Source organism: Halopseudomonas oceani, from assembly GCF_002903165.1.
GTDB classification, from domain to species: Bacteria; Pseudomonadota; Gammaproteobacteria; order Pseudomonadales; family Pseudomonadaceae; genus Halopseudomonas; species Halopseudomonas oceani.
Map to the genome: position 1 here is coordinate 81,991 of NZ_PPSK01000005.1, position 13,156 is coordinate 95,146.

Annotated in this window: 15 protein-coding genes; 4 read left to right on the top strand and 11 right to left on the bottom strand. The window is 59.1% G+C overall.

Going from position 1 to position 13,156, the window contains the following annotated elements; all coding sequences use genetic code 11:
- Positions 1–152 precede the first annotated feature (152 nt).
- The gene (gene ahpC, locus C1949_RS07505; RefSeq protein ID WP_104737859.1) at positions 153–716 is read left to right on the top strand and encodes an alkyl hydroperoxide reductase subunit C; all 564 of its coding nucleotides are present in this window, start codon (positions 153–155) and stop codon (positions 714–716) included.
- A 102-nt stretch (positions 717–818) separates the two neighbouring features.
- On the top strand, positions 819–2,402 hold the full coding sequence (gene ahpF / locus C1949_RS07510) for an alkyl hydroperoxide reductase subunit F (protein ID WP_104737860.1): 1,584 nt from the start codon (positions 819–821) through the stop codon (positions 2,400–2,402).
- Positions 2,403–2,459: 57 nt separating this feature from the next.
- Here the strand turns inward: ahpF and C1949_RS07515 are convergent, their stop codons facing one another.
- The 4 genes from C1949_RS07515 to purU form a co-directional block, all read right to left on the bottom strand.
- Positions 2,460–3,707 (bottom strand): cyclic di-GMP phosphodiesterase, encoded by a 1,248-nt coding sequence (locus C1949_RS07515; protein WP_104737861.1) that lies wholly within the window; start codon positions 3,705–3,707, stop codon positions 2,460–2,462.
- Between the two features lie 149 nt (positions 3,708–3,856).
- Complete coding sequence (locus C1949_RS19405; RefSeq protein WP_170063023.1) at positions 3,857–4,015, bottom strand: hypothetical protein; 159 nt, start codon at positions 4,013–4,015, stop codon at positions 3,857–3,859.
- On the bottom strand, positions 4,015–4,428 hold the full coding sequence (locus tag C1949_RS07520; RefSeq protein ID WP_104737862.1) for a CBS domain-containing protein: 414 nt from the start codon (positions 4,426–4,428) through the stop codon (positions 4,015–4,017). Before C1949_RS07520 ends, C1949_RS19405 begins: the two co-directional genes overlap by 1 nt.
- A gap of 33 nt (positions 4,429–4,461) precedes the next feature.
- Entirely contained in the window at positions 4,462–5,313 is an 852-nt protein-coding gene (gene purU / locus C1949_RS07525) for a formyltetrahydrofolate deformylase (protein ID WP_104737863.1), read from the bottom strand.
- A 338-nt stretch (positions 5,314–5,651) separates the two neighbouring features.
- On the opposite strand from purU, the gene mvaT reads away from it, so the two are divergent.
- Positions 5,652–6,026 (top strand): histone-like nucleoid-structuring protein MvaT, encoded by a 375-nt coding sequence (gene mvaT, locus C1949_RS07530; RefSeq protein WP_104737864.1) that lies wholly within the window; start codon positions 5,652–5,654, stop codon positions 6,024–6,026.
- 55 nt (positions 6,027–6,081) lie between these two features.
- Here the strand turns inward: mvaT and sbcB are convergent, their stop codons facing one another.
- From sbcB to C1949_RS07550, 4 genes are all read right to left on the bottom strand, one after another.
- Entirely contained in the window at positions 6,082–7,518 is a 1,437-nt protein-coding gene (sbcB, locus tag C1949_RS07535; RefSeq protein ID WP_104737865.1) for an exodeoxyribonuclease I, read from the bottom strand.
- Positions 7,519–7,565: 47 nt separating this feature from the next.
- Entirely contained in the window at positions 7,566–7,961 is a 396-nt protein-coding gene (locus tag C1949_RS07540) for a PilZ domain-containing protein (RefSeq protein ID WP_170063024.1), read from the bottom strand.
- A 1-nt stretch (position 7,962) separates the two neighbouring features.
- Positions 7,963–8,391 (bottom strand): DUF4124 domain-containing protein, encoded by a 429-nt coding sequence (locus C1949_RS07545; protein WP_104737867.1) that lies wholly within the window; start codon positions 8,389–8,391, stop codon positions 7,963–7,965.
- A gap of 78 nt (positions 8,392–8,469) precedes the next feature.
- Positions 8,470–8,841: a tetratricopeptide repeat protein gene (locus tag C1949_RS07550; RefSeq protein WP_104737868.1), complete on the bottom strand. Its 372-nt coding sequence runs from the start codon at positions 8,839–8,841 to the stop codon at positions 8,470–8,472.
- Between the two features lie 144 nt (positions 8,842–8,985).
- Between C1949_RS07550 and C1949_RS07555 the strand changes: the two genes are divergently transcribed.
- Positions 8,986–9,918 (top strand): universal stress protein, encoded by a 933-nt coding sequence (locus tag C1949_RS07555; protein WP_104737869.1) that lies wholly within the window; start codon positions 8,986–8,988, stop codon positions 9,916–9,918.
- A 19-nt stretch (positions 9,919–9,937) separates the two neighbouring features.
- On the opposite strand, the gene C1949_RS07560 is transcribed toward C1949_RS07555, so the two are convergent.
- The 3 genes from C1949_RS07560 to edd are packed head-to-tail and all read right to left on the bottom strand — an operon-like array spanning position 9,938 to position 13,123.
- The gene (locus tag C1949_RS07560) at positions 9,938–10,588 is read right to left on the bottom strand and encodes a bifunctional 4-hydroxy-2-oxoglutarate aldolase/2-dehydro-3-deoxy-phosphogluconate aldolase (RefSeq protein ID WP_104737870.1); all 651 of its coding nucleotides are present in this window, start codon (positions 10,586–10,588) and stop codon (positions 9,938–9,940) included.
- Positions 10,572–11,309, bottom strand: a complete 738-nt coding sequence (gene pgl, locus C1949_RS07565; RefSeq protein WP_170063025.1) for a 6-phosphogluconolactonase — start codon at positions 11,307–11,309, stop codon at positions 10,572–10,574. The genes C1949_RS07560 and pgl overlap by 17 nt, the downstream gene beginning before the upstream one ends.
- On the bottom strand, positions 11,309–13,123 hold the full coding sequence (gene edd / locus C1949_RS07570) for a phosphogluconate dehydratase (protein ID WP_104737872.1): 1,815 nt from the start codon (positions 13,121–13,123) through the stop codon (positions 11,309–11,311). The genes pgl and edd overlap by 1 nt, the downstream gene beginning before the upstream one ends.
- Between the last annotated feature and the right edge of the window lie 33 nt (positions 13,124–13,156).

Here is a 13,156-nt window from a genome sequence, read left to right on the forward strand (position 1 = left end):
CCGCGATTAGCTTGAAATTGCCTGCGGCGCAGCCAAATAGCGAAAAGCTATCCACAGTTTAGTTGAAATTTATTTTAAGTATTTAACCCAGGCGCATACCATAGCTCCTGTCTTCTCAACCAACGACGAAACGACTCAAGAAGGAGTTCTACATGTCCGTTATCAATACCGAAATCAAACCGTTCAAAGCCTCTGCATTCAAGAACGGCGAGTTCTTCGACCTGACTGAAGCCGACGTAAAAGGCAAGTGGTCCGTATTCTTCTTCTACCCGGCTGACTTCACCTTCGTCTGCCCGACCGAACTGGGCGACGTTGCCGATTACTACGACGAGCTGCAGAAAATGGGCGTTGAAGTGTACGCCGTGTCGACCGACACCCACTTCACCCACAAAGCATGGCACGACAGCTCCGAAACCATCGGCAAGATCCAGTACGCCATGATCGGCGACCCGACCATGCAGATCAGCCGTAACTTCGAAGTCCTGCGCGAAGATCAAGGCCTGGCCAACCGCGGTACCTTCATCATCGACCCGCAGGGCGTGATCCAGGCTGTTGAAATCACCGCCGAAGGCATTGGCCGCAACGCCGAAGACATGGTTCGCAAGATCAAGGCTGCTCAGTACGTTGCAGCTCACCCGGGTGAAGTTTGCCCGGCCAAGTGGAAAGAAGGTGAAGCCACTCTGGCTCCTTCTCTCGACCTGGTAGGCAAGATCTAAGATCGGCCTGATGACCCGGCCCGCTGCGCAGCCACTGGCGTGCAGTCGGCGGGCCGGGTTTTTTATGCCCGAAATTTGACCCCATTTTCAAAGGACACGCACATGTTGGACGCCAACCTGAAGAAACAACTGGACACGTACCTGCAGAATATCGTTAACCCGATTGAAATCAGCGTGTCCGTAGACGAAAGCCCCAAGGGCAAAGAACTAAATGAACTCGCGACCGAAATCGCCGACATGTCCGGCAAGATCGGTCTGGTCTCTGCCGAAGACCAACGCACCCCGAGCATGGGTGTCGGCGCCGCCGGCGAGACCCCACGCATCCGCTTTGCCGGCATCCCGATGGGTCACGAGTTCACCTCTCTGGTACTGGCACTGCTGCAGTCCGGCGGCCATCCGTCCAAGGCTGACCCGGCCCTGCTGGAGCAGATCCGCAACCTGGAAGGCGAGTTTCACTTCGAGACCTACATCTCGCTGTCCTGCCAGAACTGCCCGGACGTAGTCCAGGCGCTGAACCTGATGGCCGTGCTGAACCCCAACATCACCCACGTGATGATTGACGGCGCCCTGTTCCAGGACGAAGTCGAGCAGCGCCAGATCATGGCAGTGCCGTCCGTTTACCTGAATGGCGAGCCGTTCGGTCAGGGCCGCATGACACTGGCCGAGATCGTCAACAAGGTCGACAGCGGCGCCAGCAAGCGCAAGGCCGCCGAGCTGAACGAGAAAGCCCCATACGACGTGCTGATTGTCGGCGGCGGCCCGGCTGGCGCATCTGCTGCCATTTACGCGGCTCGCAAAGGCATCCGCACCGGGATCGTTGCCGAGCGCTTTGGCGGTCAGGTCATGGATACCGTCGGTATCGAAAACTTTATCTCCGTGCCCTACACCGAAGGCCCCAAGCTGGTTGCCAGCCTCGAGCAGCACGTCAAGGAGTACGAGGTGGATGTCATCACCGAGCAGAAAGCTGCCAGCCTGGAAACCGGTGACTACGTAGAGATCGGTCTGGAAAGCGGAGCCACTCTGCGCAGCCGCACCGTCATTCTCGCCACCGGCGCGCGCTGGAGGGAGATGAATGTGCCTGGCGAACAGGAATACCGCGGCAAGGGCGTGGCCTACTGCCCGCACTGTGACGGTCCGCTGTTCAAGGGCAAGCGCGTTGCGGTCATCGGTGGCGGTAACTCCGGCATTGAAGCCGCCATTGACCTGGCCGGCATTGTGGAACACGTGACCGTGCTGGAGTTCGCCGATACCCTCCGCGCCGACGACGTATTGCAGCGTAAAGCGCGTTCGATGGCCAACATCGAGATCATCAAAAGCGCCCAGACCACCGAAGTACGTGGCGATGGCAGCAAGGTTGTCGGTCTGACTTACAAGGACCGCACCACAGAGGAGCTCAAGCAGGTCGACGTTGCCGGCATCTTCGTCCAGATCGGTCTGGTACCGAACACCGAATGGCTCAAGGGCGGCGATCTGAACCTGACCCGCTTCGGCGAGATCGAGATCGACAGCCGCGGTGCGACCAACCTGGAAGGCGTGTTTGCTGCTGGCGACGTCACAACCGTGCCGTTCAAGCAGATCATCATCGCCATGGGTGCCGGTTCCACCGCTGCGCTGGCTGCCTTCGACCACTTGATCCGCACTCCGGATCCGGCGACCGCGCAACAAGGCGAAGCTGCACTGGCTTGACGCGGCGAAGCCGCAAACAAAAAAACCGCCCAATGGGCGGTTTTTTCAGCCTTGCATTCAGGTGGGCAGCCAAAGCTGGTCCAACTGCTTGAACGGCCAATCCTCCGGGCTTTCACGACCGATGATTCGATCCGACTCATGCTCATCCGCCAGATCGATCAGGGTAACCGGCAATGCCTGCTTCAAACGAACAGAGTAGAACACACTGATTTTGGGAGTGAGTAGCGAGTTGCAGCTCTGCTCCACAACCACCCCCAAACGCTCGGACTCAAGCCGCACAAGGGAGCCAACCGGGTAAATCCCCAGCATGCGGACAAACAGCTTGAACAAAACCGGGTCAAAATGCCCCTGCCAACTGGCCATACGACTAAGCGACTCAGCAGGGTCCCAGCCCGCCTTGTAAGGGCGGTTTGAAGTAATCGCGTCGTAGACGTCACAGATCGCGCCCATGCGCGCCAACAGGGAAATGTTCTCCCCGGCCAGCCGCTCGGGATAGCCGGTGCCGTCTATTTTTTCATGGTGATGCAGGCACACATCCAGCACCGCCTCAGGCACACCGGCCCATTCCAGCAGCAACTTATGCCCTTCGGCCGGATGAGAGCGCATGATGGCAAACTCTTCATCCGTCAACTTACCCGGCTTGTTCAGCACCGCTTCAGGCATGACGGCCTTGCCCATGTCGTGCAGCAGACCGGCCATTCCGGCCTCAAGTACCTGCTCTTCAGTCATGTCGCACAGACGTGCCATGCCGACCATCAGGGCGGCCACCGCGACCGAATGCAGGTAAGTGTATTCATCCTTGGACTTGATACGTGCCACGCTGATCAGGGCCTGCGGGTTGCGGCTGAGTGACAGGTTTATCTCATTTACCAGTTGCTGCAAACCCTCGGTCTCAACAGCCTTGCCCAGGCGCACATCTTTGAACATATCCTTGACCGCCTGCTTACCCTTACGAAATATCTGCTGGGCTCGCTTTACCTCATCGGCCATCGAGGCCTTGTGCACCTTATCGCCCGACAGACTTGCGGCGGCACTGGCAGCCTCGACTTCAGCCACGGCAACCTCCACCTCAGACGGTGCCTCCGCTGCCCCGGAGTTATTGAGCAACGGCGCAGCCTCAACATCCAGCCCCTTGCTGACATCAATGACAACTTCGGTAACCGAGCTTTGCAGAATGGTATTAAGCGTGCGCACATCCTCAATCAGCACCGTCTTGCTCCAGAACGGATGCTGCAACCAGGAGCCACAGAATTTTTCGACAAACATGCCGACACGCAGAGATTGGGTAGGAATCTTTTTCAGCATTGCTAGTTGCGGCCCCCAAGGATCAAGACAGTCGCGCTCCCTGCTGAACAGCAGTATCAAACAGGCCCGAAACACCGGGCCGTGCGATACCGAATGATGACACTATGCCATTCGATTGAGCCTGCCGCCAGCAAGCCCAAGGTCTGACATTATTCCTCAAGTTGAAACAGCGAGCCGAAGTCAGCGCCCATCTCGTCGGTGAGTTCATCCGGATCAAAGCGCGCCAGACATCCCTCTCCCCGTGAGGGCGGCAACCCCGCAGCCCCGGCATCAAGCGGACTGAGTATCAGGTCATCGTCATCGTCCATCATTTGGGTGCGGCATGCTGATTGTAGGTTTGCATCGCCCGCAGAATATCCCGGCGACTGATTTGCCCAACGAGCTGCCCCTCATCAACTACCGGCAAGCGCCGGCGCCGTTGGGTTATGAAGTGCTCTGCCGCCTTGACGATGTCCGCATCGGCATCGATCGTCTCCACTACCGTGGTCATGACCGACGCAACGCTACCGCCTGCCTCTTCAAAATAGCTGCCGGCAAGAATGCCTTTGAGGCAATCACCTTCCGACAGCAACCCGATCAGATAACCGTTTTCATCCAGAACCGGTGCACCGGAAATGCGATGCATCAGCAGCTTGTCGATCGCCCGGAACAAATCCATTTCCGGAGTAAAGGTGACCAGGTCCGTGGTCATATAGTCACGCACTTTAACGGATTTCAGCATATAGCCTCCTGCTCGGGTTTCTCCCCTTACAGCTTAGCTGAACACCACCGTCTTGTTGTCATGTACCAGCACCCGATCTTCAAGGTGGTAGCGCAGCCCCCGCGAAAGCACCATTTTCTCGACGTCCTTGCCCAAACGCACCATATCGTCGGCATTGTTGCGGTGGGTGATCCGGACTACGTCCTGCTCGATAATCGGGCCAGCATCCAGCTCTTCAGTCACATAATGGCAGGTGGCACCAATCAGCTTCACCCCGCGCTGGGCGGCCTGGTGATAGGGCCGGGCCCCGACGAAGGACGGCAGAAAACTGTGGTGAATATTGATGATCTTGTGGGCATAACGCTCGCACAATTGCGGCGGCAGAATCTGCATGTAGCGCGCCAGCACTATGCACTCGGCCTGTTGCTCCTCAATCAGCCGGGTAACTTCGGCAAAGGCTGGTTCCTTATCCTTGGGGTCAACCGGAACATGGTGGAAGGGAATCCCATGCCACTCAACCATACTGCGCAGGTCATCATGATTGGAGATAACACTGGTAATGTCGCAATCCAGTTCTCCGCTGTGCCAACGGTGCAACAAGTCTGCCAGGCAATGCGACTCCCGACTTGCCATCAAGACCACTTTCTTGCGTATTGCAGAGTCGCTCACTCGCCAGTCCATCTGAAATTCTTCACCGATCGGAGCAAAGGCGGTGCGCAGCCCTTCAAGGTCAAACGGCAGAGAGTCAGCACGAATCTCGTGACGCATGAAGAACCAGCCGGAGAGATTGTCCGAGTGATGATTGGCTTCGGTAATCCAGCCGTTATAGGTCGCCAGAACATTACTGACCTTGGCAACAATCCCGACACGGTCGGGGCACGCGATTACCAGCCTGAAAGTACGCATTTTCTCTCCTGTGTATAAGCAACTTGCCCCGCATCGATGACAGACCAGGAATGGCCGCAGGGCTGCGGCATTTTACCCGCTGCGTCGAGACTGCGCAGCCACAAACAGACCAGCAGAGCGAAGGATTATGTCAACAAGGCGTCAATCGCCCGATTGCGCCGCAATTATCTCATTACTGTCAACGGAAACTTGACCATCAGTCTGACGAAACAGTACACATACCCCGTAACTACACGATTAATTCGTTAGTTATCCAAGATAACTTGTTGTACGTTTTTTAGTCTTAAACTATTATTCAACAGTCTTGATTATCTCAACTCCCAGCTAGGATTAACTTCATGTCAATGCTGCAAGAATATCGCCATATCGAAGAACAGATTCGCGAACTCAAAGATCGCCTGAACTCGCTTTCCAATGATGAAAAGCTGAAAAAGGAAATTGAGTTCGAAGAAAAACTGCGTAGCCTGATGGGCCAGTACAACAAGTCCCTGAAAGACATCACTGCCATCCTCGACCCGGACAACAAGCTGGGCGCAGGCAAGAGCAAAAGCGCGGCCACCGGTACCAAGCGCGCGCGCAAGGTTAAGCAATACAAGAACCCGCACACCGGTGAAGTAATCGAAACCAAGGGCGGCAACCACAAGACCCTGAAAGCGTGGAAGGAACAATACGGCGGTGACACCGTCGAGTCTTGGGTTACTATCCTGGGCTAAGCTTCAGCGACATAAAAAAACCGATGCTTGGCATCGGTTTTTTTATGTCCGGCAATTACAGACCAAGCTGCACAGCCAACTTGGCGCCGTAGTCGCGCCAGCTCAGCAGTAACTGCTGCTGATCCACGGAGATGTCCGGCAGCAGCGCATCAATACTGGCCAGAAATTCACCTAGGCTCAGCACGCCGACCTGCTCGCCACTCAGGCGCGCTCGACAATAGGCCAGCCACTGCTGCTGTTCAGGCGCAGACAGGCTATCGGGGAAATTGCGCGCCCGATAACGAAATAGCATATCGACCAGCCGCTGGTCACGCAGCGGCCAGCGCATACTGACAAGCGCGGCGCCATCGGCCTCGCGGATCGCCGGCAGCAAACGCCGGTCGGCATCAGAGAGAAACCCGTCATACAGCTGAACCTCGGCCTCCTGTTCCACCCCGTTCTGGGGATGTTGCTCCGCATAAATCTCGGCAAGCGCAGCCTGCCCACCGGTGCGCCAGTCCGCCAGCCGCTGCGCGTTCGCCAGCAGCGCCGGCATATCCAGCTGCAGACGTTCAATGTCGGCAGCCTGCAGCACCTTGGTATCGGCCAATACCGGGCATTTGTTCAGGTGAACCAGCTTCAGCCCCGGACGAGCCTGCCCCTCGGGGAGATCTTCAGTCCGGGTGTACAGAAACTGGCGCACCTGTTCGGGGGATTGATCCGTCAGCACCGCCGGATCAGCAGCCAGGTCGTAGACGATGACCGCATTGCGATTGACCGGATGCCAACCCAGCGGCAAAACCAGCGCCAACCCGCGGCGCTCACGGCCAAACCGCCCGGACACGTGTACCAGCGGGCGTACCCGTTGCAAATCGATAAACTCCGCTGCGCGCCGCTTGTCCCGCAAGCCCAGCAAATAGTCATAGAGTTTTGGCTGGGCCTGCCTGAACAGCCGCGCCATAGCGATGGTTGCCCGTACATCCGCCAGCGCGTCGTGCGCCTGACCATGATCAATGCCATTGGCTGCGGTCAGCAGCTCAAGTCGCAGACTGGTGAAGCCGTCAACCTGCGGCCACTCGATCCCATCCGGACGCAGCGCATGCGCCGCGCGCAGACCATCCAACAGATCCCAGCGACTGTTGCCGCCCTGCCATTCGCGGGCGTAGGGGTCGTAAAAGTTGCGATATAACGAGAACCGAGTCATCTCGTCATCAAAGCGCAGGCTGTTATAGCCGACTGAGCAAGTGCCGGGTTGAATCATCTGCTCGTGCAGTTGATGCATGAACTCGGCTTCCCCCAGCCCCTGCTCCAGACGCTGCGGACTGATGCCAGTGACCAGGCAGGCCTGGGGGTGTGGCAGCACATCAGGAGACAGACGGGCATCAATGCACAGCGGCTCGCCGATTTCCTCCAAGGCTTCGTTGGTGCGCACACCCGCCACCTGAACCGGGCGATCCCGCCTAGGATCAATGCCGGTTGACTCAAAGTCGTACCAGAAAAAGCTCTTGCTCATGCGCCCCTCACCACGATCAAAGGGGCAGGTTACCGCAATGACTGGCGTCAGGCATCCGCCAATTGGCCAAAGCGGAAGTAGCGTTGCAACGCGTGCGCCAATCCGGCAAAGGCCTCGCGATTGGCTATCACACTGAACCCACAATCATAGTGACCCGGCGTAACGTCCGCCCGACACCAGTGACTGCGCGCTCGAAATACCAGTCGCTGCGATCCAAGCGGATCGTCCAGATCAGGTAGCTGCAGTTCGAGGTCGTATTCCTGATTGAGCATGACCGGCAGCGAGCAGATCAGCATGATGCCATCACGGGAGATATTGCCGATGTAACCAATCGGCCGTCCGTTCCGACTGTTGTAAACGCAAAGGTAGGCGCTCAAATGGTGCCGCGGAATACGCCGCTGCTCAATCGAAGGCCCCTGGTTGGAATCCGGAATGACATGCATATCAGCACTGCTCCGCGATTTGTTGCCGCAAAGAGGCTTCAGCCTCCTCCAATCGCGCCCTGGACACTTCGACCCGATTACCGTCAGCATCCTCTTCGTACCAGTAAGCGCGCAGCTCAAACTTGGCGAGCCGCTCGCGAAGATCCTGACACCACCTCAGACGCTGCTGCTGGCGCTGCGCCTGCAGATCCTGCTGTTGCTGACGCTCCTGCGCCCGGATTTCCGCCAGCCGCTCCATTGACGCTTCACCCTGGCGTACCCGCTCGTCACGCTCGATTACCTGCGGACGAACCTCAACCTCATCGGCACCAGGTCGTGGCCGTTGCTCAAAATGCACCTGCCCGTCAGCATCCACCCAACGGTAGATCTGGGCATGTGCCTGAAAGCTGCAGAAGACAAGTGCAGCCATGAGCAGCTTGAGGTAAATCATTGACGTTCCCTGCGCAGACGGGTTCTTGAGAATAGCGGACTGCCACTACCTCGCCAAGCTCAGGCAACACCGCCCAGGTCAGTCTGCGACCGGTGGTATGGGCCGTTCAGGATCGTAATGCCCAAGCTGACGCAAGGTTTCAAGCCGCGCCGCAGCCCGATAGCTGTATTCGCTCTTGGGGTGGGTATCGAGCATAAACCGGTATATCTGGATTGCATCCAGATAGAATCCCTGTCGCTCCAGACACTGCCCTCTCAACAACGAAATCTCGGGCTGCAGATAGGGACGCGAGCGAATCAGGCGCTCGGTCCGCGACAGCTCAGTAATGACCTGCGCGCAATCACCATCAGCGTAAGCCTCGTAGGCGTTGTCCAAATGCCTCTTGTAGCCACTCGCACCGCAGCCACTCAGCAGCATGGCGGCAATCGGCAACAACCAGAACTTGTTCATGTCTTCCTCCGGAGAATGGCTCTGTATCGGCACGGCACGCCAATTCTTCAGCCTTTCGGCGTTTGATACACGTCAGTGTAAAACGGCGCGGATTGTTTTAGGCTGAGTAGCTACGGAGTCACTTCGACAACAGGAGTCAGTTGCATGAATATCAAGAACCTGCTGGTGGTGATCGACCCCACCCGAGAACAACAGCAACCCGCGCTGGACAGGGCAACGTCACTGCTCGGACAATTCCCGGGTGCACAGCTTACCCTGATGATCTGTGACTACATCCCGGCGCTCGATGGCGGCCTGCTGTTCGAGTCTGCGGCCCTGGAAAAGGCCCGCGAATCGCTGCTCGCCCATCACCGTGAGTACCTTGAAGAACTGGCAGCCCCGCTGCGGGCAAAGGGCACCGCGGTCGAAACCAAGGCAATCTGGGGCAAACGGCTCGACCGTCATGTGCTGCGTGAAGTGAGCACGCTCAAACCCGATCTGGTACTCAAGGCCACCCGCCATCACAACGTTTTCAAGCGCCTGCTGCTAACCAGCTCCGACTGGCAGTTAATTCGTTACTGCGAGGCACCACTGTGGCTGGTCAAGCGCGGAGACAAGACCATCAAACGCCTGTGCGCCAGTGTTGACCCCCTGCACAGTGCAGACAAACCCGCCGCGCTGGATCAGAAGCTGATCGCCTGTGGCGCCAGCCTGGGCAAACAACTGGGCGCCGGGATCGACCTGGTCCATTGCTACACCCCGCTGCCCCGGACCATGGTGTTCGATGCCAGTGTGATTGCCGATTATGAAGGGTACGCGCAGGACGTGAAGCAGCACCACGCAACGGCGTTCAGCCAGCTGCTGGCCCGCTCGCCCGCCGAGGGTGCCGAGACCCACCTGCTTGAGGGTGATCCGGAGGAAGCCCTGCCCGGTTTTCTGGAAAAAGAGAACATTGACCTGCTGATCATGGGCGCAGTATCGCGCTCGCGACTGGACAGCGCGCTGATCGGCCATACCGCAGAACGCCTGCTTGATCTGGTACCGTGTGACGTGCTGGTGATCAAACCCGACGGTTTCGTCGACCCAAGCAAGCCCTGACCTGACAGCGGCAGTTGCCTCAGGCGCTGCCGACCTGTCCCGCAGCGTGGGCGAGAGCGGTAATCTCGCCCCAGCGTTGCTGCGCGATCAGTTCGGCCGGGGCAATCCAGCTGCCTCCGACCGCCATCACGTTGGACAGCGCCAGGTACGCAGCCAGGTTGTCCTGCGAGACGCCGCCTGTCGGGCAAAAACGGGCATCCTTGAACGGCCCTGAAAATGCCTTGAGCAAGCCCACACCACCGATAATGTGTGCGGGAAACAGCTTGAAGCGGCGATAGCCAAGGCGATAACCGACCATCAATTCGGATGCTGTGGCGATCCCCGGCAGCAACGGTACCGGTCCGTCCAGCCCACACTGCAGCAACTCGTCGGTGCAGCCCGGCGTCACCACAAATTGAGCTCCGGCCGCCAGCACCGCCTGGTACTGCTCTGCCCCGAGCACAGTGCCTGCCCCTATGGTCAATGCCGGGCGCTCTGCGCGCAGCAGCGCGATCGCCTCAATCCCCAGCGCCGTGCGCAGGGTAATCTCCAGAGTATTCACTCCACCCTCTGCCAAGGCATCAGCCAACGGCAAGACGTCGTCAAGCCGCTCGATATTCAGCAACGGCAGCAGGCGGGTGCGACTGAACAGGGCATCCAGCGTTCGCGTTTTATCAGTCAGTGACGTCATTGGGCTGAGTATCATCCGGGCAGTAGTAAATTTCCATCGGGGCGCGCACTACAGCGCTGATCGGCCAGCGCATAACCTGATTCTCTTCGAGTGCCGTGCATAGCGTCCGCAACTTGGCAGCGCCGCTGATCGACAGCAACCGAAACCGCGCGGAGTTTAGCGCACGCCCGGTCATGGTCAACCTTGGCGAGCCATCGCTGGCCTGACTGGCGACGCAAAGATCGGGGCAATCCGCTGCCAACCACTGCGTCAACTGCGCCGCATGCGGAAAAAACGAGGCCGTGTGGCCGTCAACCCCCATACCCAGCACCACCACATCCAGCGGCAACCAGTCTGCCAGTTCCGCACCAGCCTGCTCGGCATCGTGCTGCGGCGACACACCTCGGTACAGCGACAACCACTGGGTCTGATCAAACACCGGCGCCAGGCAACGACGCAACAGGCCGGTATTGCTCTGCTGGTCGTACTCCGGTACCCAGCGCTCATCAACCAGCGTCAGGCGAACCCGAGACCAGTCAAGCACATGACGTGCCAGCGCTCGCAGAAACGGGATCGGACTGCGCCCGCCCGACAACGCCAGCGTCGCCTGCCCTCGCGCAGCGATGGCCATACCCAGCCGCTCAGCGACGACCGCAGCCAATTGCTCAGCCTGCTGCGTCGAGTCGTACGCACGCCTCAGCGTGACGCCCCGCTCGGCGAGCAGCGCCTCAATAACGGGCACTATTGATCCGCCGCGCGCAGACTGGCAGTGAAAACGCTGCCACCCTGATCCGCCGGGCTCGCTTCGGCGCGCATAAAGGCAAACAATTCGCGTCCCCAGCCCCGGCGCACTTGCTCAGGCGGCGCTGCCAACGGACGTTCTTGCCAGTCGGCGGCAGGGTCAACTAGCACCAGCGTGCCGGCATCCGCATCCAGACTGAGCATATCCCCGTCCCGCAGCCTTGCTATCGAACCGCCGTGCAGGGCTTCCGGACAAAGGTGAATGGCTGCGGGCACTTTCCCGGAGGCGCCGGACAAGCGTCCGTCGGTCACCAGCGCTACCCGCTGTCCACGATCCTGCATTACTCCCAGATAAGGCATCAAACGGTGCAACTCCGGCATCCCGTTGGCCGCCGGGCCCTGAAAGCGCACCACCGCGATGAGATCTCCAGTCAGCTGACCGGCCTCGAAGGCACTGACAAAATCTGCCTGGCTATCGAATACCCGGCATACAGCAGTGACCTGGCGATGCGGCTCGGCCACCGCCGACACCTTGACCACCCCCCGCCCCAGCGAGCCGCTGATCAGCCGCAAGCCGCTATCCGCGGCAAAGGGCTGATCGACCCCGCGCAGCACCTGCTCATCGAGACTGGCGGCGACACCCTCACGCCAGATCAGCTTGCCATCTTGCAGCACCGGCTCCTGGGTGTAACGCGCAAGACCCGGGCCCGCAACGGTCTGCACATCGGCGTGCAGCAAGCCCGCCGCCAACAACTCCCGAAACAGAAACGCAGTGCCGCCGACAGCTTGAAACTGATTGATGTCAGCCTTGCCACTGGGGTAAATGTGCGCCAGCGTCGGCACAACATGCGACAACGACGCCATGTCATCCCAATCGAGCTGCAGGCCGGCTGCCTGACCAATGGCAACCAGGTGCAACGTCAGATTGGTTGATCCGCCGGTGGCCAGCAGCATTACCACCGCATTGATCAGCGCACGCTCATCCAGCACCTCGGCCAGCCGCACCTTGCCTTCCCGGGCGAGCCGCACGGCTGCCGCTGCTGCCTCTCTGGTCAGCGAATCACGCAGCTCGGTATCAGGCGCGACAAAGGAAGCGCCCGGCAACTGCAGCCCCATCGCCTCAAGCAACATCTGATTGGTATTGGCAGTGCCGTAGAAGGTACAGGTCCCCGGACCATGGTAGGACGCGCTCTCCGCTGCCAACAGCGCTTGGCGGTTCACCTTGCCCTCGGCATAGAGCTGCCGTACGCGCGCCTTTTCACTATTGGGCAAACCACTGGGCATCGGCCCCGAGGGGACAAATACCGTCGGCAGATGACCGAAACGCAGTGCGCCCATCAGCAGACCCGGAACAATCTTGTCGCAGATGCCCAGGCACAAGGTGGCATTGAACATATTGTGAGACAGCGCGATAGCAGTCGACATGGCAATCACATCACGACTGGCCAACGACAACTCCATGCCGGGTTCACCCTGGGTCACCCCATCACACATCGCCGGTACACCGCCAGCCACCTGGCCGGTCGCACCCAGGCGACGCAGATGCTGACGCAAAAAATCGGGGTAACGCTCGTACGGCTGGTGCGCCGAGAGCATGTCGTTATAGGCCGTGACGATGCCGATGTTGACCTCGTCCGGCAGCTTCAGACGCTGCTTATCCTGGGCCGAGCAGGCAGCCATTCCATGAGCCAGATTACCGCAGGAAAGACCCTGTCGGCCGGCCGGGGCATTATCCATCTGCGCCAGATAAGCCGCCCTGGAACGCGCGCTGCGCGCTCTCAGACGTTCGGTCACCTGACTAACCACTGTGTGCATCCCGTCTCTCCTGACCTACTGGTCACAATGCCT